This is a genomic window from Anaerostipes sp. 992a (assembly GCF_001940245.1).
Taxonomy (GTDB): Bacteria; Bacillota; Clostridia; order Lachnospirales; family Lachnospiraceae; genus Fimousia.
The window spans coordinates 218616-241832 of sequence record NZ_MJIG01000004.1 but is presented as its reverse complement, the minus strand read 5'-3'; the positions used below and the strand labels follow the sequence as shown (position 1 = coordinate 241832).

General features: G+C 36.3%; 24 protein-coding genes. 17 read left to right on the top strand and 7 right to left on the bottom strand.

The features are described from left to right. The first annotated feature begins 59 nt into the window (after nt 1-59). The 14 genes from BHF69_RS05480 to BHF69_RS05420 all read left to right on the top strand — a co-directional run bounded on the left by BHF69_RS05480 (nt 60) and on the right by BHF69_RS05420 (nt 12627). Nucleotides 60-1205 carry a glycosyltransferase gene (locus BHF69_RS05480; protein WP_075670064.1) on the top strand — a complete coding sequence of 382 codons (1146 nt, stop codon included), beginning with the start codon at nt 60-62 and terminating at the stop codon, nt 1203-1205. Further along, nucleotides 1198-2229: a glycosyltransferase family 2 protein gene (locus BHF69_RS05475; RefSeq protein WP_075670063.1), complete on the top strand. Its 1032-nt coding sequence runs from the start codon at nt 1198-1200 to the stop codon at nt 2227-2229. The genes BHF69_RS05480 and BHF69_RS05475 overlap by 8 nt, the downstream gene beginning before the upstream one ends. A 15-nt stretch (nt 2230-2244) precedes the next feature. Beyond that, nucleotides 2245-3261, top strand: a complete 1017-nt coding sequence (locus BHF69_RS05470) for a glycosyltransferase family 2 protein (protein ID WP_075670062.1) — start codon at nt 2245-2247, stop codon at nt 3259-3261. Beyond that, nucleotides 3254-4417 (top strand): polysaccharide pyruvyl transferase family protein, encoded by a 1164-nt coding sequence (locus tag BHF69_RS05465; RefSeq protein WP_075670061.1) that lies wholly within the window; start codon nt 3254-3256, stop codon nt 4415-4417. Before BHF69_RS05470 ends, BHF69_RS05465 begins: the two co-directional genes overlap by 8 nt. Before the next feature lie 5 nt (nt 4418-4422). Next, nucleotides 4423-5610, top strand: coding sequence for a glycoside hydrolase family 88 protein (locus BHF69_RS05460; protein WP_075670060.1), 1188 nt, complete (start codon nt 4423-4425; stop codon nt 5608-5610). After that, nucleotides 5594-7141 (top strand): lipopolysaccharide biosynthesis protein, encoded by a 1548-nt coding sequence (locus BHF69_RS05455; protein ID WP_075670059.1) that lies wholly within the window; start codon nt 5594-5596, stop codon nt 7139-7141. Before BHF69_RS05460 ends, BHF69_RS05455 begins: the two co-directional genes overlap by 17 nt. Before the next feature lie 331 nt (nt 7142-7472). Continuing rightward, nucleotides 7473-7883: an IS66 family insertion sequence element accessory protein TnpA gene (gene tnpA, locus BHF69_RS05450; RefSeq protein WP_075670058.1), complete on the top strand. Its 411-nt coding sequence runs from the start codon at nt 7473-7475 to the stop codon at nt 7881-7883. Next, nucleotides 7877-8230, top strand: a complete 354-nt coding sequence (gene tnpB, locus BHF69_RS05445; protein ID WP_075670057.1) for an IS66 family insertion sequence element accessory protein TnpB — start codon at nt 7877-7879, stop codon at nt 8228-8230. The genes tnpA and tnpB (BHF69_RS05445) overlap by 7 nt, the downstream gene beginning before the upstream one ends. Before the next feature lie 290 nt (nt 8231-8520). Further along, nucleotides 8521-9417 (top strand): IS66 family transposase, encoded by an 897-nt coding sequence (tnpC, locus tag BHF69_RS05440; protein ID WP_075670056.1) that lies wholly within the window; start codon nt 8521-8523, stop codon nt 9415-9417. A 308-nt stretch (nt 9418-9725) separates the two neighbouring features. Further along, the gene (locus BHF69_RS14385; protein WP_242946119.1) at nt 9726-9911 is read left to right on the top strand and encodes a hypothetical protein; all 186 of its coding nucleotides are present in this window, start codon (nt 9726-9728) and stop codon (nt 9909-9911) included. A 32-nt stretch (nt 9912-9943) separates the two neighbouring features. Further along, nucleotides 9944-10201, top strand: coding sequence for a hypothetical protein (locus tag BHF69_RS14380; protein WP_242946118.1), 258 nt, complete (start codon nt 9944-9946; stop codon nt 10199-10201). A gap of 163 nt (nt 10202-10364) precedes the next feature. Further along, entirely contained in the window at nt 10365-10808 is a 444-nt protein-coding gene (locus BHF69_RS05430) for a DUF4869 domain-containing protein (RefSeq protein WP_075670055.1), read from the top strand. Next, entirely contained in the window at nt 10798-11229 is a 432-nt protein-coding gene (locus tag BHF69_RS05425; protein ID WP_075670054.1) for a hypothetical protein, read from the top strand. The genes BHF69_RS05430 and BHF69_RS05425 overlap by 11 nt, the downstream gene beginning before the upstream one ends. Nucleotides 11230-11331: 102 nt before the next feature. After that, nucleotides 11332-12627 carry an RNA-guided endonuclease InsQ/TnpB family protein gene (locus tag BHF69_RS05420; protein ID WP_158022557.1) on the top strand — a complete coding sequence of 432 codons (1296 nt, stop codon included), beginning with the start codon at nt 11332-11334 and terminating at the stop codon, nt 12625-12627. 299 nt (nt 12628-12926) lie between these two features. Here the strand turns inward: BHF69_RS05420 and tnpB (BHF69_RS05415) are convergent, their stop codons facing one another. Together tnpB (BHF69_RS05415) and BHF69_RS05410 are read right to left on the bottom strand one after the other, a co-directional pair. After that, nucleotides 12927-13295, bottom strand: coding sequence for an IS66 family insertion sequence element accessory protein TnpB (gene tnpB, locus BHF69_RS05415; RefSeq protein WP_083651079.1), 369 nt, complete (start codon nt 13293-13295; stop codon nt 12927-12929). Continuing rightward, nucleotides 13285-13677, bottom strand: coding sequence for a hypothetical protein (locus BHF69_RS05410; RefSeq protein ID WP_075670053.1), 393 nt, complete (start codon nt 13675-13677; stop codon nt 13285-13287). Before BHF69_RS05410 ends, tnpB (BHF69_RS05415) begins: the two co-directional genes overlap by 11 nt. 283 nt (nt 13678-13960) lie before the next feature. Between BHF69_RS05410 and BHF69_RS05405 the strand changes: the two genes are divergently transcribed. Both BHF69_RS05405 and BHF69_RS05400 read left to right on the top strand, forming a co-directional pair. Continuing rightward, nucleotides 13961-15247: an AAA family ATPase gene (locus tag BHF69_RS05405; RefSeq protein WP_075670052.1), complete on the top strand. Its 1287-nt coding sequence runs from the start codon at nt 13961-13963 to the stop codon at nt 15245-15247. Between the two features lie 13 nt (nt 15248-15260). Then, a complete protein-coding gene (locus tag BHF69_RS05400; RefSeq protein WP_075670051.1) occupies nt 15261-15911 on the top strand; it encodes a retron system putative HNH endonuclease in 651 nt (216 codons plus the stop codon). Nucleotides 15912-15997: 86 nt separating this feature from the next. Here the strand turns inward: BHF69_RS05400 and asnB are convergent, their stop codons facing one another. The 3 genes from asnB to BHF69_RS05385 are packed head-to-tail and all read right to left on the bottom strand — an operon-like array spanning nt 15998 to nt 19332. Further along, complete coding sequence (gene asnB, locus BHF69_RS05395; RefSeq protein WP_075670050.1) at nt 15998-17848, bottom strand: asparagine synthase (glutamine-hydrolyzing); 1851 nt, start codon at nt 17846-17848, stop codon at nt 15998-16000. A 15-nt stretch (nt 17849-17863) separates the two neighbouring features. Next, entirely contained in the window at nt 17864-18442 is a 579-nt protein-coding gene (locus BHF69_RS05390; protein WP_075670049.1) for a dipicolinate synthase subunit B, read from the bottom strand. Then, nucleotides 18433-19332 carry a dipicolinate synthase subunit DpsA gene (locus BHF69_RS05385; protein WP_075670048.1) on the bottom strand — a complete coding sequence of 300 codons (900 nt, stop codon included), beginning with the start codon at nt 19330-19332 and terminating at the stop codon, nt 18433-18435. The genes BHF69_RS05390 and BHF69_RS05385 overlap by 10 nt, the downstream gene beginning before the upstream one ends. A 162-nt stretch (nt 19333-19494) precedes the next feature. Between BHF69_RS05385 and BHF69_RS05380 the strand changes: the two genes are divergently transcribed. Then, nucleotides 19495-21210 (top strand): AAA family ATPase, encoded by a 1716-nt coding sequence (locus BHF69_RS05380; RefSeq protein ID WP_075670047.1) that lies wholly within the window; start codon nt 19495-19497, stop codon nt 21208-21210. Between the two features lie 12 nt (nt 21211-21222). Here the strand turns inward: BHF69_RS05380 and BHF69_RS05375 are convergent, their stop codons facing one another. Continuing rightward, nucleotides 21223-22317: a sensor histidine kinase gene (locus BHF69_RS05375; protein ID WP_075670046.1), complete on the bottom strand. Its 1095-nt coding sequence runs from the start codon at nt 22315-22317 to the stop codon at nt 21223-21225. Between the two features lie 8 nt (nt 22318-22325). Next, on the bottom strand, nt 22326-23027 hold the full coding sequence (vanR, locus tag BHF69_RS05370; RefSeq protein WP_442855852.1) for a VanR-ABDEGLN family response regulator transcription factor: 702 nt from the start codon (nt 23025-23027) through the stop codon (nt 22326-22328). Between the last annotated feature and the right edge of the window lie 190 nt (nt 23028-23217).

Sequence of the window (23217 nt, the reverse complement as noted above, 5' to 3'; positions counted from 1 at the left end):
ATAGATAAATAGTTGTTTTAAAGTTGAATTATATATATTAAATATGAGGAATAATTTGAATGAAAAAGATATTAATTATGACAAATACTCTTTATTCAGGCGGTGCTGAACGTGTTTTGCAGACTGTGTTAAATCATTTGGATAACGATAAATACGATATTACACTTTATTCTATGCATAGAGAAAATATTGATCGAGAGGTATATAAGCGACAATTTCGCTATAAAGTGGTGTTTGATGATTATAATGGAAATAATACCATATTCAGACTCCTATCCAGAGTTATATTAAAAATTAAAGGAAAAATTTTTAATTGTTGCCCCGCAAAAGTTTTTTATTCCCTTTTTATTCATGGAAAATATGATGTTGAAATTGCGTTCATTGAAGGAGAAAGTACGAAAATAATTTCAGGATCAACAAATACACATTCCAAGAAACTTGCGTGGGTTCATATTGATTTAGAGAAAAATTCGTGGACATCATTTCTTTATAAAAATGATGAAGATGAAAAAAAACATTATGATGCATTTGATAAAATTATTTGCGTATCAGATGCAACGAGGCTAGCTTTCCTCAGGAAATATTGTGTAGAAGAAAAAAAAGTAATTACCCATTATAATCCCATCGATACACAATATATTCTGGCTAAATCAAAAGAACAATCGTTATGTTTTGATAGTGGTGTTCTACATATTATGTCAGTAGGACGTCTTGTAGAACAAAAAGGGTTTGATCGTTTATTAAAAGCAGTTGCTCGTTTAAAACAGAATAACAGAGCATTTCAGCTTCATATCATCGGAGATGGTGAGCAAAAGGAAGAGTTGCAGCAATATATTATACAGTTTAAACTGGAGAGATATGTTAAGCTGCATGGATATTTGGCAAATCCTTATGCCGTAATGAAATTGGGAGATGTTTTGATATGCTCATCAAGGGCTGAAGGGTACAGTTTAGCTATTGCTGAAGGAATGGTTCTAGGATTGGCGATTGTGACTACAGATTGTTCTGGACCTAATGAACTTATTGGAGGAGGAAAATATGGTTTATTGACGGAAAATTCTGAAGAGGGGATTTATAAAGGGCTTAAAGAAATTACAGAAAATAGCAACGTGTTGAGTAAATACAAAGTTCTAGCTCTGAAAAGGAGTAAAATGTTTAATGTTCAGAATAATATACAAGTGCTGGAGAAAATAATTGATGAGTGAAGTTATTAGTGTTATCGTCCCGATATTTAACAGTGAAAAAACACTGGAGAGATGTATAAACTCAATAAAAAATTCAAAATACAATGATTTGGAAATTATTCTTGTTGACGATGGTTCAACTGACAGAAGCGGTCAAATTTGTGATGAATTGACTGCAAATGATAATAGGATTAAAGTATTTCATTTAAAAAATGGTGGTGTTTCAAAAGCAAGAAATTTTGGTTTAGAACAAGCTTCTGGGAGTTTAGTCTCTTTTATTGATAGTGATGACTATATTAAGTCGGATTATTTTTGGCAATTAAAAAAAACTTTATCAGTGGGAAAATGTCAATTGGCAATGGGGACAATTGCTAATGTAAACAAGGGAAAAAAAACTATTGTCTATGCAAAAGAGGGACAAGTTAATTTTGAAAGGGGATCAGATGAAGATCGTAGGCTTTTTTTGGAATGGAATAAAACATTCCTATTGTATGGACCAGTTAATAAGTTATATCGAATGGAGATAATACGAGAAAATAATATATGTTTTCCTGAAGATACTTCATATGGTGAGGATTTGCTATTTAATCTGCTTTATTTGAGATGTATAAATGATATTTCGTATCAGCATAAACCAATATATTATTATGACCATGATAATGAAAATTCGTTAAGCCATAAATATAGATATAATCTTTTTGAAAACGGTCTTAGAATTAATATGGCTTTAAAAAATTTGTTTATTGAAAAGGGATTCTTTTTTTCCAAGGAAGAAGCATTTGTTTATCGAAGAATATTTGATGACGCATATAATAGTATCTTTGATTTATGGAATCCCCTGTGTACGTTGGGATTTGGGCAAAAAATAAATAGAGTTAGAAGCATATTATCTCAAGAAGAAGTTATTCATGCCTGTAAAGTTGCAACAACGACCGATTATTCACAGATGTATGTATTTATGATGCAAAAAAAAATGAGCGTTTTGCTTGCATTGTTAAGAGCGGCTATGAAAATAAAGAGAGATGTAGACAATTCTGTGAATTGAAGGAGGACGGAAGATATGGATTATGTATCAATTATAATTCCAGTATACAATACAGAAATGTATTTAGAGAGATGCTTACAGTCTGTTTTAGCACAAACGTACCTTAATTTTGAAGTTATTATTGTGGATGATGGATCTACGGATGGAAGTATTGAAATATGTAAAAAGTTTGCTCTTAAATCACCAAAGATTAAAATTATACAGATTGCAAATAGTGGAGTTTCAGTTGCAAGAAATATTGGAATTAAAAATTCATCAGGTGATTACATATGTTTCATAGACTCAGATGATTTTATTGATCGTTTTTTACTTGAAAGAGTAATATCATGTTTTCGATTATATAACTGTGATATCGTAAAGTTTAATTCGATAATTACTTCACAAGACAAAACAGATCAAACAAATCAAACAAATCAAGATGTAAAGAACTATGTGGTTGAAGTTTACAATACATCGGATGCAGTATATGAGTATTTCCATGGTAAGGAGAAAAAGCTGAAAGTGCAAGTATGGTCAGGGATATACAAGAAGGAGCTGTTTTCAAATATTGAATTTCCAATAGGAAAAGCGTATGAAGACAGTTATGTCACACCGCAGTTGCTTGTTAAAGGGCAAAAAATTGTTTACTTGAATTATCCGGGGTATTTCTATTTTATGCGTTCTGATTCATTAATGCATACCGGTATTACTGAAAGTAAAATTGCATCATATGATATATATAAAATATTATATGATATAGTGTGTAAACTTTTTCCTGAGTATGAGGATTATATCTGTGAGAAATGGGTGTATCAGTATATTTACACTTATAAGAAATTATTAAGCACTGAAGGGAAGATTTATCCCAATAGTTACGAGTGGCGAAAAAGGATTTACAAAGAATTGCATGCAGACAAAAAATTTCTTTTAACAAAGGCGCTGAGTAAATCGTGTCGTAAACAGTTGAATTTATTTTTATTATCGCCAAGGCTATTTAAAATATGTATAGATTTCATGGATATGAAATCAAAAAGAAAGGATTCATATGAGTAAGAAATATTTAATGTATCCGCATGGTGGTAGCGGAAATCATGGATGTGAGGCAATTGTGCGTACAACTATTAATTTGATAGGAACAGAAAATGACTTTACGCTTTTTTCAGATGGTATTGAGGAGGATCAGCGTTATATAGAGAATAGATCATTTATTCTTAAAGCTCCACAAAAAATTGCAAAGAGGATGTCTTTAGGATATTTTAAGGCTTTTCTTCAGTATCATATTAATCATCGGCAAGATGCTTACGATGCATTAAGCTTTTCTCCGATCATAAAAGAGTGTTTGCAAGGGAATATCTTGTTATCTATTGGTGGGGACAATTATTGCTATGGAGATAATGAACATATTTATTTAGTAAATCGGTATGCAAAAAGGAGAGGGTGTAAAACTGTATTATGGGGTTGTTCTGTTGAACCGGATGATATTACACCTATTATGTCAAATGATTTGAAAAATTATGATTTAATTGTTGCAAGAGAGTCCCTATCATTTAAAGCCCTCAAAAAGATAAATGAAAAGACGGTGTTACTTCCTGATCCAGCATTTACATTACCAGTTGGGAATGGTATTTGGCCTGCCGGATTAAAGGAAAAGTCCTATGTAGGAATTAACATAAGTCCACTAATTCAGAGTAGAGAGCAGAAGCAGGGTATTACTTTTGAAAATTATAAATTTCTTGTTCAAAAAATTCTTGAAGAAACAGAATATAACATTGCATTAATACCACATGTAGTAAAAGATAAAAATGATGACAGAGTTGTTCTTCAGCAACTATATAAAGAAATAGGAAATACAGAACGCATATTTTTGGTGCAAGATCAGAATTGTTTACAGTTGAAGGATATTATTTCTCACTGTGATTGCTTTGTTGGAGCAAGAACACATGCGACTATTGCTGCTTATTCATTATGTGTGCCTACACTGGTGGTAGGATACTCAGTGAAAGCCAGGGGAATTGCAATGGATTTATTTGGAACTGAGGAGCATTTTGTAATTCCTGTGCAGAATCTCATTGAAAAAACAGATTTATATTTGGCATATACATGGATTATGAAACATCGAGAAGAAATTAATCAAACGTTAAAGTCATTTATGCCGAAGTATATACAAAGGGCTTTCAAGCTACGCACTGTTCTAGAGAGTGAGGTGTAAAAGGCATGAAATTTTTAGTTGGAGTTTCAATATGTGTTTTTTTTGCTTTTTCTGCATTGATTTATTGGGTCGATAAGATATTCGATTTAGTTTCTCAGACGAGGCGCTATCATATTGGAAGATGGGATAACCGCGAGCAATGGGAAACGGCAGTTGTAAAAAGAGCTTGTAGATGGATTCAACATACACCGATTGTAAGACTTTCAGATAATTCACGTTACCGTTTGCTTGATTTATTAAAAGGAAAGTATCGCAATGCAACTATTCAGAGTTGGCAAATTGCAGGATTAGCTCTTGGACTAATTGACTATTCTAAAAATAAAGACTTGTCATATTTTCCTGGGGATTTTGCAGAAAAATATATTTCGGAAGAAGGAGAATGGAGGTGTACTGTAAACCGTGTGGATTATGCAATGTTGGCATATGTTATACTTAAAACAACTTCCGATCCGAAGAAAATATATCCTGCTATGAAGAAAATGGTGAATGTAATTGAGGGTAATTTATGTTCAGATGGTATGATAAGTTATTCGCAAGGAAATCAATCGAAGTATCGTTATGTTGATACACTGGGGATGGTATGCCCTTTTTTAACCTTATATGGAAGAATATATAATTGTTCTCAATACATCATTTTAGCTATTGAACAGATAAAGAAATATCATTGCCATGGATTTCTTCATGGGACTCAATTGCCATGCCATGCCTATAACGTTGAAAATAATCTACCCGTTGGAATTTATGGCTGGGGTCGTGGAACAGCATGGTATTTTATTGCGGTATTAGACACATGGAAAGAGTTAAGTGAATCCAATCAGAGGAATGAATTGAAATCTTATCTGTATGAAGCGGCACAAACCTATACTAAGTATCAGCAGAATGACGGAGGATTTAATACTATTTTACAGGGTGGAGGACAGTATGATAGTTCTATAACAGCAGCAATGGCTTACTTTTTTCAGAGCTGTTCAAATATTTTTTCCGAGAAACGGTATAAGGACATTGCTGAAAAGAGTATCTCAAAACTGATGACTGTAACCATGAAATCTGGAGCTGTTGATGTTTGCCAGGGAGATACCCATGGATTGGGTATATTCTCTCAAATATATGATGTCATGCCTTTTGCACAAGGATTGCTATTGAGGGCGTTAGCAATAAATACGGAGGGAACTTTTGATGAAGCGGTATACTAGGACTCAATATTCTATCATGAATGTATTTGCTAGTTTTATAGGATACGGACTTAATGTCTTATTGAGTTTTATATGCAGAATAGTATTTGTACGTTGTTTGTCGGAAGAATATCTGGGAATCAGTAGTCTATTTGCAAACATAATTTCTGTACTTTCTTTATCTGAGCTCGGAATTGGAACAGCAATAGTATATGCTCTGTATAAACCGATTGCTGATAATGATAAGAAAAAGATTGCATCATTAATGAAATTTTATGGGACGGCGTATAAGATTGTGGGAATTTTTATTTTTTCTGCAGGTGTTATATGTCTTCCGTTTTTAAATTTAATTATTCGTGAAACACCTAATATTCCAGATAGCCTTCAAATTATTTACTTGCTTTATTTATTTAGTACAGCAAGCAGTTATTTCTTTAGTTATCGGAGTTCAATTATTACTGCCAGTCAAAGAAATTATGTTGTTTTAGGGATAAGCTATGCGGTGGTTGTAATCCAAGATATCATTCAAATTGTTATTTTATTTGTAACTAAAAATTTTATGGCATATCTTGTTATTCAAGTAATCTGTACTTATGTGACAAATGTTTTGATTTCCAGAAAAGCAAGGAAAGATTATCCATATATTGTAGAGGGAAAGGTCGAGCCACTTTCAAAGGAAGAATGTTGGAGGCTATTTAAAGATATAAAGGCTCTTACAGTATCTAAACTTAGCGGAATTTTAGTGAACAATACAGATAATATTGTTATTACTTATTTTCGTGGACTCATCACGACTGGAGCGGCATCTAATTATACGCTTTTATCAGCTACACTTGCTGCTTTAGTTAATCAAGTGTTCGGAAGTATGACAGCCAGCATTGGGAATATAAATGCAATTGAAACAGATGAGAGGAAATACTTTTATTTTAAGACAATAAATATGGCAAATTTTTGGATCTATGGATGGTGCGCAATTGGTATAGCGTTAGTATCCAGTGATATTGTTTCTCTGTGTTTTGGAAACCGTTACGTCTTGTCAACTGAGATTCCTCTTATTCTGGCAGTAAATTTTTATATGGTAGGGATGCAAAATGCAGTATGGACATATAAGACAACGCTTGGTCTTTTTAAATATGGACAGTATATTCTCTTAGTAACTGCCGCATTGAATATTATTGGAGATATTTTTTTAGGGGCTAAATGGGGATTGCTTGGTATTTTTGCGGCTACAGCGATTTCACGTGCATTAACAAATTGTTGGTACGAACCATATGCAGTATTTAAATATGGTCTACATATGAATCCTATTCAATATTTTTGGAGTTATTTAAAATATTTGATTATTACTTGCTTTGCTGGAGGAATAAGTGCTGTAATTTGTAGTTATATTGTATTTTTTCCTATGATAAATGTGGTAGTCAAATTAATAGTTTGCTCTTTAATTCCGAATATGATTTTTGTATTTTGTTTTTATAGAACTAAAGAATATCAATATATTTTTGGGAAAGTACGAAAATTTATGATTGATATAAAAGTAAAATTATTGTATTAATAGGGTACATGAAGTTTTTTCTGGAAATAAAAATCAATGCATGGATTATTACTTTATATTTTTGTCCTTTTATCATAAAGAAAAATAAGTGATAGAAGTGAAAAATGCATACTATCATATTAGTAATTTCATGAGTAAATAGAATAATTAATGTATGCGGTACATAATCGACCGGTTTTACACTCCCTACAATTCATGAGATACTGTCTATAAATTGGAGTGTATCTCATCTTGCCAGATCCTGGCTTTAGGTATTCGGATTTGTTTCCTTCAACTTTTTTAGAGTCCATCCTTCATCACTCCAAAATAAATTTTAGGAGATGATTTACTTTTGAACACGATTACTACAAAACGACACCCAAAACGATCCGATGAAGAATGGATCCAGATCATACAGGAATGTCGAACGAGCGGGCTTACCGATAAAAAGTGGTGTGAAGAACATCACATTGCTCCCAGCAATCTTTATTATCACATCCGAAGATTGACAGAGAAAGCCTGTGGGGCAGAGATTCCTGAAAATCCCCGGGTTTCTTCCAGGGAAACACATGAAGTGGTCCCTCTCAGGGTTTCAGAGGAAGCTCCCTTTGATGATCTGATACCAGAACAACCCCAAACTTCTGTTTCTCCTTCAGAAGCAGCGATCCGGTTGAATATCCATGATATTTCCATGGAAATCTTCAATCATGCAGAGAAAGATACCATCTTAAACACCCTCGATGCTCTGCGGATGATATGTTAGGCGATATCTCAAGGGTACAGAAGATATACCTGGTGACTGGCCGGACCGATATGAGAAAAGGAGTAAATGGTCTCATGGCGATCATTCGAGACACTTATCAGATGGATCCTTATGCCAATGCTCTCTATCTCTTCTGTGGAAGAAAAAGAGATCGGATCAAAGCACTCTACTTTGATAAAACAGGTTTTGTTCTTTTATATAAGATTCTTGACCAGGGCCGTTTTCAGTGGCCCTGCAATGCTTCGGAAGTCCGAACGCTGACACGTCAGGAATACCGATGGCTGCTGGAAGGACTTTCCATCTCACAGACAAAAGCATTTAAACATGCCCGAAAAAAGGAATTCTAGCCTTTGTGAAAAACAGAGAAAATGAAAAAGATCTTTTGTGGATAAATGCTGTTCTCTGTCTTTCTCCATCCACAAAGGCAGAAACTATCCGATCCATTGTGAGATACTTTCTATCTTTGTGGAAATGGATCAGGTTTTCTGTCTTATCCTGTCCATATGGATAATCGAAAGACCATCTTATCCACAATCCCGGCACCGTCAGAATGACAGTACTTGGGAACGGGCAGATTTGCCTGTTCTTCCATCTACATTTATAATAGGGAGTAAGAAAATGCAGGAGGAAACAGAGGATGGCACCAATCAGCAGCGAAAGGATCATTCAGATCTTACAGACCACAAATGAACAACAATCCGCCCAGATTAAAGAGCAGGCTGATACCATCAGACAGCTTCGTACTCTTGTGGAAGAACTGCAGGGAACCATTAAGACAGAGCAGATGCAGATTGTTCTCTATGAATATCAGCTTGGCAGATCCGGGGAGTATCCAAAGGCATTTTTAGAAGATTTTTCAGGGTTTCTTCATTGTGATGGATACTCTGCATACAAAAAAGTAACCGATGTTACCCTTGTGTGTTGTCTTGCACATGCAAGGCGAAAGTTTTTCAAAGCAATCCCAGCGGAAAAACGAAAAAAACTGAAACTGTCTGATATCAATTCTGAACAGGAGGTTCAGGCACCAAAAGAGATATCTGTGCTGATAGAACAGAAAAAGCTACCGGCAGAGGTCTGTTTTGCGTACTGTAATCATATCTTTTATCTTGAAAAACAGTATAAAGACCTTGATCCAGAAGCCAGAAAAGAAAAACGTTTGGAAACCGAAGTTCCAATCTGGAATGGCTTTTGGACTTATCTGGACAGCTTTGAAGCAAGGGGCGGAAGTAAACTGCAGCAAGCTGTCACTTATGCAAAAAATCATAAGGAAACGCTTATGAACTATCTAAAAGATGGAAACTGCTTCTGCAGCAACAATGCTGCAGAACGCAAAGCGAAATCTTATGTTCAGGGACGGAAAAACTTTCTGTTCCATGATACTACAGATGGAGCAAAGAGCAGTGCCATCTTATACAGCCTGATCGAAACCGCAAAGGAAAATAACTTAAACATCTATCGGTATCTCTATACATTACTGCTTTATATGCCGGATTACTTTGATTCGTCCGCAGGCATAGAAGCATTGATGCCATGAAGTGATTTTATAAAAGAACGATGCATGAATAGTACCAATGGTGACATTGAACTGCCAGAAACAAGAAGGAAGAATTCCAATCTAATGGAATCCTTTCTCATAGAATGATATACGGTATTTTATGTACCGCTTACCATATAGGAGTCTCCTGTTTTATTTATCCCAATAATAGTGTTGCAAATAAATTATATGATAAAGAAAAGACAAAATCAACGGAAAACCAAGGTTCATATTTTATTCTAGTTATGTTAAAATTAAAAACATAAAACTAGAATAGGATTGATTACCGAATATATGAAAAATGATTAATGGAAGGTGAAAAAATGCAGATATTCTTATGGACAGAAGATGCAGAAGAGAAAGCCGGCTATATATTTTGGGAAACTTTAATGGGCACGTTGTTTCCAGAAATAATTGTTGAAAGCAAACAAAATTGTAGTGAATTATTAAAAGCAATCACAAATATTTCGGATGATGAAATAAATATATTATAGCCATGGATCATTCTTTTGATAATGATCAGGTAATGCGTGAAATTATAAGATTAAAAAAAATATGTGCTAAACGAAAAAATGTATATGAATTAAATATAATTTCATTTGAGTACATTTTATTAGAGTTTAAGTATTTGATTGAATGGATTTATGCAGAAGAGGATGATTTTAGAGAAAAAAGAAAACATATAATTAATGTTCGTAGTAAGCTTATTTCTGCTATTTCCTGTAAAGAAGATTATAAAACAATTGATGAAATACAGGATTTGAAGTTAATAAAAAATCCATAGGTGTTTGTTGGAGAACATCTTGTTGTGAATTTAAAAATAGGCAATCAGATGATTTGTGTGGTTTAGATAAGAGAAGAATAGAGTTGCGTGATAAAATGAAAGAATTATACAGGTATACCATGCTGGAAAATGAATTTAATAAATTAGGATTAGGAGGCATTGTATGCTAAACATATATAAAAATCAAGATGACATACCCAAAGACTATAAACTAGTCAAAATAAATGATATTTATTTTAATAAGCACACAGTACATCTGTTAGATGAAAAAGCAGGTGAAATAATACGGAAGATTGATGGAGCAAAATGGAAAGGAAAATATCAAATATATTCTGCATTTAATCAGGAAGTGATTAATATTGATAAATTATCAAGCGGATGTAAAACGGTCTTAAATATTATGTATAATCCCAAATGTGTATTTTCGTTAAAAGAGTGTGGAGACAATGCGCTAGATATGATTTATACAAATAATATTGGAAATGCTTATTGTGAGTATCCGGTGATTTCCTTTGAGATGACGACAGTATTGGTACATGATCATGATGGGACAAGAAAGATTGACTCATATGAAGATTTGAAAGGATGGTGGGAGAATGTTCAGTGAACCAGTTGTTATGGATGAATTACATTCTATCCACACATCATTTGTATTGAATTTTTATTTTCAAAATAATATAACTTTTTTAATGGGAGATTCAGGGATAGGGAAAAGTTTTATCTATTCTATTTTACAAGAAACTTCAGTTGAAGATGAAAGAATCATATGTATAAATTATTTGGATGTTCATAAAAATATATTTTATATAATACAAAATGCCAAAAAGAAACTAGTTATTATTGATAATGCGGATAGTCTACTTACAGATGAAATGAGAAAATGGATTGCCTTTGATCGGGACAATCAATATTTGATTATCGGTAGAAATCCTAGCAATTTGATGCTTACAAAAGAGAATTTGTTTGAACTTATTAGGAAGGAGGAAAGTGGTATTATATCATTTTCTATAAAGAACATATTCGATTGAATATAGAATGTTCTTGGCATTCATAAACTGCTCATCATAATAGTTTTAGTTATAGTAAAAAACTTAAGACTAAGTATAGTCATCAAAATGAGGACCAATTTTATGCCTAAACAAATCAGTAAAGTAATGAAGTATGAATTGAAGTATCTCGGCGAAGAAGATTTTTATGAAATGCAAAAAATGCTATGGAGCCTACAAGAAGATACTAGAGAAATTTTAAATAAAACCATACAAATTTTCTTTCATTGGGATTATACAAACAAAGAATCTTTAGAAACAACAGGAAAAGCTTTAAATCTAGTCGAGGAGACGGGATATAAAGATATAAGTGGATATGTTTATGATAAATTAAAGTCAAGGTATCCGGATATGAGTCGTGGTAATCTGAGTGCTACTATTCGGGCGGCTTCGAAAAAATATAGATCATCAAAAGTAGATATTTTAAAAGGAACGATGTCCATCCCGTCATACAAAAAAGATCAGCCAATTATATTACGTCCAGATGGTATCCGATTACATGAGAGGGAAATGATTTATACAGTAGAATTATCACTTTTCTCGGGAGATTTTAAGAAAAAGAAAGCTTGGAAATCCAATGTTTTATTCCAGATAAAAGCTTGTGATAAAGCTCAAAAAGCAATCATGCAACGACTGTTGTCTCGCGAATACAAATTAGGTGAATCCAAATTAGTATATAAAAAGAAAAAATGGTTTATATATATAACGTATTCTTTTAAAAAGACAGATGCAAAACTGGATAAGAATAAGATTCTTGGTGTAGATTTAGGAGTGACATATGCAATCTATGCTTGTTCCATAGGAGAATATGGAAGTTTTTCCATAAAAGGAGAGGAAGCATTAGAATATGCAAAACGATTAGAAGCAAGAACTATATCCAAACAAAAACAAGCCAGATATTGTGGCGAGGGGAGAATCGGACACGGAATTAAGACAAGACTTTCAACGGTTTACTCAACAAGAAATAAGCTGGCAAATCACCGTGATACTCTAAATCACAGATACAGCAAAGCAGTGGTCGATTATGCCGTAAAAAACAGATATGGTACAATCCAAATGGAAAACCTTAGTTGCATTAAGAAGAATACAGGTTTTCCAAAACGTTTACAACATTGGACATATTATGATTTGCAGTCTAAAATTGAATATAAGGCAGCAGAACAAGGCATACAAGTAATCAAAATAAACCCGAAATTTACATCTTTAAGATGCAGTCAGTGCGGTTGTATCCATAAGGACAATCGGAAAACACAAGAGAGTTTTCAATGTGTGGAATGTGGTTATAAGGATAATGCAGATCACAATGCAGCATTAAATATTTCAATTCCTCAGATTGACCTTATCATAAAAGAAGAAATGACTAGTGCGAAAGAGAAGTAAACATGAAATTATCAAATTATTCGCACTAATTTAGGGCGACTTCCCGTCCTGAAATCGAGATAGTAACACTAAATCTACATTTTATGTATTAAGAAAACACTCGAAAAGGTTAAGTTGCACATATTAATCCGTGCAAGACTTACTTTGTTTGTATATTTTTGCTGATGCAACATACGTATGTAGGTAAGTTGAAGGATTATTGCATCGATCATGAAATAGCAAAGAATATCGATGCAACATACGTATGTAGGTAAGTTGAAGGAATTAAAACTTTTTTTATTTTCAGCATTCTGCACAAACTACATGACGCTGGGTGTTTCTTTCAGTTCTGCTATCGGATGTCGGGCAACGATCTCCAGCCCCTGCATCAGCATCCGGTACTGATCCTCTGTGATTGATATTGCTTCATCTGCAGAACGTGGCCATCGAAATGCACCATTATCAAGTCTCTTATACATGAGGAGAAATCCGTCCCCTTCCCATAAAAATGCCTTGATCCGGTCACTCCTTCTTCCACAGAAAAGAAACAAGGTGTTTTTATCATATGGATCAAGATGGAACTGAAAACGTATGATTGTTGCCAAGCCATCAATCCCACGGCGGAGATCAGTGAACCCCATCGCCAAGTAGACTTTTTTGAACCCAGAAATATCAGCGTCATTCAACATGGTTAAAAGCCTCTATAAGGTAATGGAGCATTTCAGGAGAGGCAGTAGAAAATATTTCTGCAGAAAGTCTCCTGATATTTTTAATTCGGATCACAGGTGTTTGATCAACAGGAATGCCTAGGGCCGGAACATTAGCTGGTGTTGCTGCATGATTATCCGGGGCAGGAAGTTCAACAAACACAGGATCTGTGTTCTGAATCTGTTCAAGACAAGCTTCACGTACCCTGCGTAACCGGTAATAATAACTCGCTTTTGTGATATTATTTTGGGTGCACCAGGTTTTGACATCCATACCTTCCGGACGGTTCTGACATTCTCTGATCTGTTCAGCCCACTGCTTGAGACGGACCTGTTGGGCAACTAAACTGGTTTGTGTAGCCATAATCGTACCTCCTGATTATAATCAGTCAAAAAAGTTGAGTGCTAAACTCTTTAGACTTATAGTTTCTTGTCGAGTGTAATTATGGCATAATTTCAAATCAATAAAAAGGTACTTGTATTCTACCGTTTACCTTTAATGGAGACATTGTTTCCAGAAATAATTGTTGAAAGCATTCATAGAACCCAAATGATATTGTTGTTTTGCAGTCAATGTGGTAGACTAAGGAATAATGGAAACTATTTATAGTATAGGAATTTTGTTAAATTATTGAGGTGTAAAACACATGTTTTTAAATAAAATATCTCTTAAAAATTTTCGTTGTTTTGAGGAAATTGAAATTGATTTAAATAAAGAGTATACAGTTTTAGTTGGAGTGAATGGAGCAGGAAAGTCAAGCGTATTAGATGGAATATCATTAGCTTTGGGAAGTTATATTGCTGGCTTTGATGGAATTTCTTCGAATGGAATAGGGCAGGATGATGCTCGTTTACAAATGTTTGAATTGGGAAGCAGGATGGATGGAGAAGCACAATATCCTGTTGAAATATATGCAGATTGTAATATTAACGAAAAGAAGATAGAATGGACAAGATCTCTTCAAAGGCCTAATGGAAAAACTTTGATTACTGGAGCAAAGAAAATTATGGATTATGCCAGAAAAATTCAAGAAGAAATAAGAAAGGGAAATAAAGACATTATTCTTCCAATTATTGCTTACTATGGCACAGGACGCTTATATATGCAAAAAAAGCAGAAAAAAAATCAGAATCAAAACACGAAATTTACGAGGACAAGTGGATATATAGATTGCCTAGATTCCGCGTCTAATGACAAGTTGATGATGCGTTGGTTTGAACAAATGACGATGATCGAAATACAGGAAGGAGAAAAAATTCCAGAATTAGAAGCTGTAAAAATGGCTATGGCGAGGTGTTATGCAGGAGCAAATAATGATAAAAATAATGTAAAATTCGAATATAAATTAAAAACTCATGAAATAGAAATTACTTTTGATGGATGTAATGGAAGAGAAAAATTGTCAATGAAGATGCTAAGTGACGGATTGAGAAGCACCATAAGTATGGTGGCTGATATCGCTTATCGTATGGCAGTGTTGAATCCCCAGTTGTTGGAACATGTTTTGGACGAAACAACGGGTATTGTTTTAATTGATGAAGTAGATATGCATCTTCATCCGGAATGGCAGAAAAGGATTATGGAAGATTTGCATTTCATATTTCCAAAAGTTCAATTTATTGTGACAACTCATGCTCCAAGTATTCTTGCCAATATCCAAAAGGAACATATATTACTATTTGAAAATTATCAAGTATATAAGCCAATTAATGCAACATATGGCAGAGATATATCTACGATATTAAGAGAAATGATGAAGGTAGAAGTACGTCCAGATGTGATCACTAAGTTATTGGATTCATTTTATCATAATTTATCTGTAGAGAATTATGAAGAAGCGAAAAAGGAACTAGAAAAGTTAGAAGATATTTTGGGCGATAATGATTCGGATGTCGTTGAAGCAAAAATCTCTTACGATGTAGAACAGATTTAGGGAAGTGTTATAAATGATTTATATACAAAAAGGGAAAGAGCCAGTTAGCTTGATACAGCAGAAAAATACTCCTAGTATGTCTTTTGACGATTTGGACAAAACAGAGATTCGAAATCAATTACTAGTTGAACAAAAATATCTTTGTGCATATTGCATGCGAAGAATTCGAGATAATAATTCATTGAAGATTGAACATTATCATGCTAGGAATAAAGAAAATGAAATGGATTATAAGAATCTTCTTGCAGTATGTGACGGAAATCAAAAACGGAAAAGTGAAACGGGGAGAATTGACCCGAGAAGATTTACTTGTGATACGAAAAAAGGTAATAATACATTAACACTTAATCCTCAAAAAAAGTCAGATATGGAGACTATTTATTATGATAATTCAGGGAAAATATATTCTAAGAATTCTGTTTATAATAAAGAATTAAATGAAATATTGAATCTTAATGATAAATATGGAACATTAATCTCTAATCGTAAGGCGGCATTAAAACCTGTTATTCATAAATTGAATGAGATTCCAAAAGGAAAAAGTGCAGAAACATTGTTAAGAAAATTGGAAAAAGTTTATAATAACACTGATAGCTTAGGTCAGTATCAAGAATATGTTGGAATTATTCAATGGTACATAAAGAAACATTTAAAACGATATTGATGGTAAAATAACGCTTGTATCTTGCATTAGAATGTAAGATACAAGCGTTTTATTCTATGTGTGTCCGGTAGCTTTTCTATTCTTGATCATATAATCTGAATCTTGTATTTTTCCAACCAATAATTTACCTGCAGTAGATAGGCCAGCATCTGTGGACCTGCCATCAGTTGTCCGTACCATGGCTTTCCATAATCGGAAGGACTGTTAAGAAAGGTATGGACTTTTTTTTCGTCCAGCAGTGTACGAATCGGTGCCAAAGGGTCTGCAAGCACTTCTTTTAGCTGGTTTCCCAGCAGGTTCTCATAGTTTGGATCATAGGTTTTTGGATAAGGACTTTTTCTTCTCCAAAGAATATCCTCAGGCAGCATTCCTTTGCCGGTATGCCGAAGGAGTCCTTTTACAATGCCATTAGGACATTTCATATGCCATGGGATATTAAAGACATATTCCACGATCCGGTGGTCGGCAAGGGGGACTCTGGCTTCCAACCCATTGTACATGCTGGTGCGGTCCATTCGGTCCAGAAGGGTTGCCATAAACCAGCGCAGGTTGAGATATGCGATTTCCCGTCTCCGTTTTTCTTCGGGGGTGTCTTCTGGCAGGAGAGGGGTCTCCTGAATAGTTTTTTCATAAGCAGCATGAGCATATTCTTCCATATGCAGGCTATTGATGACATCATCGGATAAAAGTGTTTTTCTGGGTTCCATACTCTTTGACCATGGAAAGGCATCTGTCTGAAATGCGTTTGGATCGTGGAACCATGGATAACCGCCAAAGATTTCATCGGCACATTCACCGGTCAGCGTCACCTTGTTGTATTTCGTGACCTTGGAACAGAAGTAGAGCATGGAGGACTCCACGTCAGCCATACAGGGAAGGTCTCTGGCATCCACAGCCTTATATAAGCACTCTAACTGTTCTTGATTGTTACATTCCAGGAAATGGTGGTTTGTCTTGACAAAGGCAACCATTTGCTCTACATATGGACGGTCCTGACTGGGCTGGAAGGAGTTAGAGTGAAAGTATTTTTGATTATCCTGAAAATCAAAGGAAAAGGTATTCAGTACCTTTCCTTGTTTTTTTAGCTCTTTTGCACAGATGGCTGTAACCAGGCTGCTGTCTAAGCCACCAGAGAGAAAGGTACTGATGGGAATATCGGAGAGCATCTGCTTTTTTATCGCATCTTCCACAAGCCATGCGGTTTTTTCGATGGTTTTTTCCATAGAATCCTCATGAGGATGGCTTTCCAGCTTCCAGTAGGCCTCTATCGTACAGGATCCCTGACGAAAGGTGAGGCAGTAGCCGGGAAGGACTTCCTTGATATTCTTGAAAACACCTTTTCCATACGTCTTTGCCGGACCAAGGGCAAAGATCTCACACAGTCCGTCGTGATCCAGAACAGGTCTGACACCCGGATAGGCGAATAATCCTTTGATTTCGGAAGCGAACACAAGGGTGTGGTCGATCATCGTATAAAAGAGTGGTTTTACGCCAAGGCGATCACGGAATAGATGGATCTGTCCAGAGGCGGAATCCCATAGTGCGATTGCGAAAATGCCATTCAGCTTTTTGATATAGTCCTTACCGTGAAGCATGTATCCTGCCAGGATGACTTCGGTATCGCTGGTAGTATGGAAGGTTGCCCCTTCTTTTAGAAGCTCTGCTTTTCGTTCTTTCATATTGTAGATTTCGCCATTAAAGACGATGGCGCATTCTCGGCCTTCCATTTTTCTGACCATGGGCTGCTGCCCGGTAATCAGGTCAATGATCTCAAGCCGCACATGGGCCAGGCCACATAAGGGACTTAGATAAGTCCCTTCATCATCAGGCCCTCTGCGTTTTTGTGTGCGGTTCATATCATCCAGGATATGCTGCCATTTGTCTTTTTCCATTGTAAAATTTGCATTGGGATTATAAAAACCTGCGATTCCACACATGGTAAACTCTCCTTTTTAGCATATGATCGGTTGATATTGCCTGCCATGAAGAGCGGCTTCCAGAGAAGGAATCAGCAGCTCTGTGTGGGCAATCATGGAGTTTGGCTTTTTCTCGGGGTTATCCTGACCAAACGGAACAAAATAGATATTTTTGGCATTTAGCAGCAGGCCGATATTTTTCATATTCATGCCCAGGGCATCGTTTGTGGAGATAGAAATCAGCAGCGGCTTATTATTTCGAAGGTGTGCTTTTGCGGCCATTAAGGCAGGCGTATCGGTGATGCCATTGGCAAGTTTGGCAATAGTATTGCCGGTACATGGAAATAGAACGAGGATATCCAGCAGGCTGTCAGGCCCAATCGGCTCTGCCTCCGGTATGGTTAGCATTGGCTTTTGCCTGGTGATTTCTTCGGCCTTTTTGATGAAGTCTTCGGCCTTTCCAAAACGGCTGTCAATGGTTCCTGCAGCATCGGAAAAGATGGTCTGCACAAGGGCACCCTCGTCGGTTAGCTTCTTTAGTTCTTGAAATACCTTTTCATAGGTACAAAAAGAGCCCGTAAGGGCGATTCCGACACGTTTTCCTTTTAAAGACATGTGAGATCCTCCTTTAAAATTCTTTCAATTGCTTTTTTTATAGCCCTGGCGGATGAGGAAGGTGCATACTTTCCGGGGAGACCAGGGCATAATAAGGCATGGATTCCAAGCTTTTTGGCAGCTTTCCCATCCACGCCGCCGGGAGCAGAGGCAATGTCGATGATGGTAACGGTACTTTTCATCCTTGCAAGAAGGTCGGAAGTAATCACGGTAGAAGGGATTGTGTTAAAGATAAAGTCAAAAGTCTCCACACACGTTCCGAAATCTTCTAAGCTTTGGGCCCTGTCAGTCACAAGGGCGGCCTGAGCACATTCTTCCTCTTGATTGGAGGCAACAGATACATGACAAAACATTCCTTTTAGATAGGCTGCAAGAGTTTTACCACATTTTCCATAGCCCAAAATAGCACAGGAGCTTTGATGTAGATTGATGGGACTTTGCTTGATTGCTTCACATATGGCACCTTCGGCGGTTGCAATGGTGTTAAAGTAGGACAGGGGAAGATCTGACATCAGGTCAAAGACGTGCACGCCCATATGGACAGCTTCTGATCGAAAATCTTTGGGGATACATCCGGCAAAAAGCGATTGACCCGGTTTCAGATTGGAAAGAAGCAGGTTAAGGGGCAGAGCTTTGTCAAATGCAGATTGATGCAAGAATTCTCCATGCTTACTGAAAGGAATCGGACACAGGATGCAAGGAGAAGCATTGCAGATTTCTTCCAGAGAGTTTGCAGCAGTAACGAAAGAGGCAGGGGAACAACGATGCCGCTCCGGTACCGCACAAAGCCCATAGTGGCAGATGCGGTTTGAGTCGTGTGCAAGCTCTTCCACAAGATATACCTGACGCATATCACCGCCTATGACGGCATAGTCATATTGATCGTTCATGGAAAACCTCCAAAATAGTTTAATTTATGATATGTGGGAATTGGAAAAAGTGTTATTGGGAAATATTTAAGAATGCGATCGGCAACGAAGGTTCATATTTTATCTGGATTGTGTTAAAATCAATAGAGATACTATATTATATTTAGAAAGGAACGGTGCAGAATGAGTCAGACAACGGGAAAGCGTCCACTTCCAATTGGAATTTCAGATTATCGTAAAGCATCTTCAGAATATTACTATGTTGACAAAACATTAATGATCCGGGACTTTTTGGATGAGCGACCACAGGTTTCTTTGTTTACCAGACCTCGTCGCTTTGGGAAAACGTTAAATATGGATATGCTGCGTGTATTTTTTGAAAAGACAGAAGAAGATACATCCGTTTATTTTCGTGATAAGAAAATTTGGGCTTGTGGAGAAATGTATCGAAAATATCAAGGCAAATATCCAGTGATTTTTCTTACGTTTAAAGATGTGAAGTTTGAGACATGGGAAGAGACATTACAGAATATTGCGGCCATTCTACAGGATGAATTCGGTAGACATAAAGAACTGTTAAATAGTAATCAATGTGAAGATTATGAGAAGGAATATTTTAAAAAAGTATTGTCCTGCTCTGCCGATCGTGTAGAATTAACGTATGCTCTTTTACGTCTTTCCAAGATGCTGGATATGCATTATAAGGTTGCACCGATTATTATCATAGATGAATATGATACTCCAATTCAGCAAGGTTATGTTTCTGGATATTATGACGAAGTTATTCGATTTATGCGTAATTTATTTTCTGGTGGATTAAAAGATAATCGGCATCTATCTTATGGATTTTTAACGGGAATTTTACGTGTGGCAAAAGAAAGTATTTTCAGTGGACTGAATAACTTGAAGATTAATTCTATTTTGGATCAGCGTTATAGTGAATATTTTGGTTTTACACAGGATGAAGTACGTAAGATGGCAGATTATTATCATGTTTCAGAAAAGTATGACGAAATCTGTAGCTGGTATGACGGATATTGTTTTGGAAATACAGAAATCTTTAATCCCTGGTCAGTGATTGGATACTTCAATGCGGACTGCATCCCACAAGCATTTTGGCAATCTACAGGAAGCAATGAAATTATTGGAGAAATTCTGGAAAATGCAACACCAGAGATTATGGAACGGTTACAATCTTTGGTTCAAAAAGAATCATTTGTTACTCATATTGATATAGGAGTCATATATCCGCAGATTCAAAAGAATCCTTCTTCTATTTATAGTTTTCTGTTGGTGGCTGGATATTTAAAGGCAATGAAATCAGATGCACAATTTGGAGGAGATTATATGTGCCAGGTTGCATTGCCAAATAAGGAAATTTCTTATGTTTATCGAAAAGAGATTCTTTCCAAGTTAGAGCCAATGTTGCCGCAGTCAACAACTATTGCAATTCAGGAAGCTTTGTATACAGGGGATAATAAGCGATTGCAGGAGCATTTGCAGACATTACTGATACAGAGCGTTAGCTATCATGATACAGCAAACGAGAGCTTCTATCATGGATTAATGCTTGGATTATGCGCAGTTTTAGAGGAACGATATTATATTACATCAAATCGAGAGGCTGGAGAAGGTAGGTTTGATATTCAGCTAATGCCTAAAATAGACAAAATACCAGGTATCTTGATTGAATTAAAATCAGAAAAGAATTGCACAGAGGAACAACTGGAAGAATTGGCAAGAGAAGCATTAAAGCAGATATATGATCGAAATTATGCAGTAGAACAAAAAAATCATCAAGTAATAACAACGTTAAATTATGGAGTGGCTTTTTGTGGAAAAAAGGTTAAAATCATGAAGGATATATGTGAAAATGACAGCTGCTCTCAGTTGAGGTAAATGAACATGTTTTTATGGCGTTTTTGGAAGAAAAACGGTAAAAGTGATGGTTTCATTCTCGCTGTCGCAGGTAATGGTTCCGTGGTGAAGCGTGATGATTTCTCTGGCGATGGCCAGACCCAGACCGGTTCCTCCGGTCTTACTGCTTCGGGAAGAATCCATCCGGAAGAATTGCTCGAATAGATGGTCAAGCATTTCCTGTGGAATCGTCTTTCCTGCATTTTGTATGGTTAGTATTACGCCATCGTCCATAGGGCTGGATTTTAAATGTACGTGAATGGTCGTATTCTCATAGCAGTAGTTGTAGGCGTTTTTAAACAGATTGTCGAAGACACGCTCCATCTTTTCTACGTCACACGGAATGGTCAGATCTGGCTGGATGTCCATCTGACAGTCCACGCCTTTTTCATGGAACATCAGTTTAAATTCGAAGATCAGCTGTTCCAGCATAAGAGAAAGGTTTACCTTTGAAATGGAAAGAACGGTATTCGAAAAGTTGTATTTTGTCATTTCAAAAAATTCGTTGATCAGTTCTTCTAGTCGTTCGGATTTTCGAAGGGCAATGCCCAGATATTTATCCTGCAGTTCTGGACGGATGGATTTCTCATCGTGAAGCAGGGTCAGATAGCCGATGACGGAGGTAAGAGGTGTCTTAAGGTCATGGGCCATGTAGACGATCATATCGTTTTTGCGTTGCTCGGCCTCTTTTGCAATCTGGCGGTTTTGCTGCATCTGGGTTAGTATCTGATTTAATTCGGATTCTACTTCGTATAGCTGAGATGGCAGCTTGATATAAGTGACTCTCTGGTTGGAAAGGTCACTGACGGCTCCTGTAATTTCTCCCAGAATCTTTGCAAATTTTACGATATGGATACCGGCAATCAACATACAGCCGGTGATGAGGCAGATCAGAAAGAGAACGACCCAGTAATCCTGGATAAAGTGGAAGAACTGGTATTCAGATGTACCAGCATACCAGATCTGACTATGGCCCCAGAAGTATCCAATGGCTGAGGTTGCCAGCAGGACGATGGCATAGATTACGATATGATTCAAAAAGCGGGAGAAAAGCTCTTTTGCGATTCCATAGTTGATTTTCTTTTGCATAGGGCCTCCTATTCTTCGATTTTATAGCCAACGCCCCAGACGGTTTTGATCCATTTGGGCTTTCTGGCATTCTCATGTAGCTTTTCACGGATACGGGCGATGTGTGTCATAACGGTGTTGTTACAGTCTAAATACTTTTCTCCCCATACCTGTTCAAATAGTTCCTCTGTGGAGATGGCCTGACCCAGATGGCGGCAGAGATACAATACAATGGAAAATTCAATCGGCGTCAGTGCTACTGCCTGTTCATAGAGATGGCAGGAATGCTCGGTGGCATTGAGTTCAAGGCCGCGAATGTTGTAGATTTCTTCTTTTTGAGTTGTTTCTTTTGTAAAGGCCTGATTGTAAACTTCTGCCCGACGAAGTTGTGCTTTTACACGGGCTAAAAGTTCCAGTGGATGAAAGGGCTTTGTGATGTAGTCATCAGCACCGAAGGTGATACCGTTGATCTTATCGGAACTGGCAATTTTAGCGGTTAGCATAATGATGGGAAAGAACCATTTCTTGCGGATTTCCCGGCAAAGGGTAAATCCATCTACATCGGGCAGCATAATATCCAGAATTGCCAGGTCGATGGGCTGCTGTTCCAGGCATTCTAATACGCCTTTTCCTGTATAGAATTTATGTACGTGGTAGCCTTCATTGAGAAGATAGACTTCCAGTAAATCTGTAATTTCTTTTTCATCATCTACGATCAAGATGTGTTTCATTAAGCTTTCCATAGTAACTCTCCATTCCCACATAGTGATTGTCTTAATTTTGACAGTCTTTATCTTTTATCATTATAGCATAGGAAACTTGCGACTTCTTTACGATAAACTTAAGATTTTCCAAAGTGGCGTGAAAGGGTGGAATTTTTTGGAGAAATTTGATACACTATGGATAGTTATAGGAATAGTG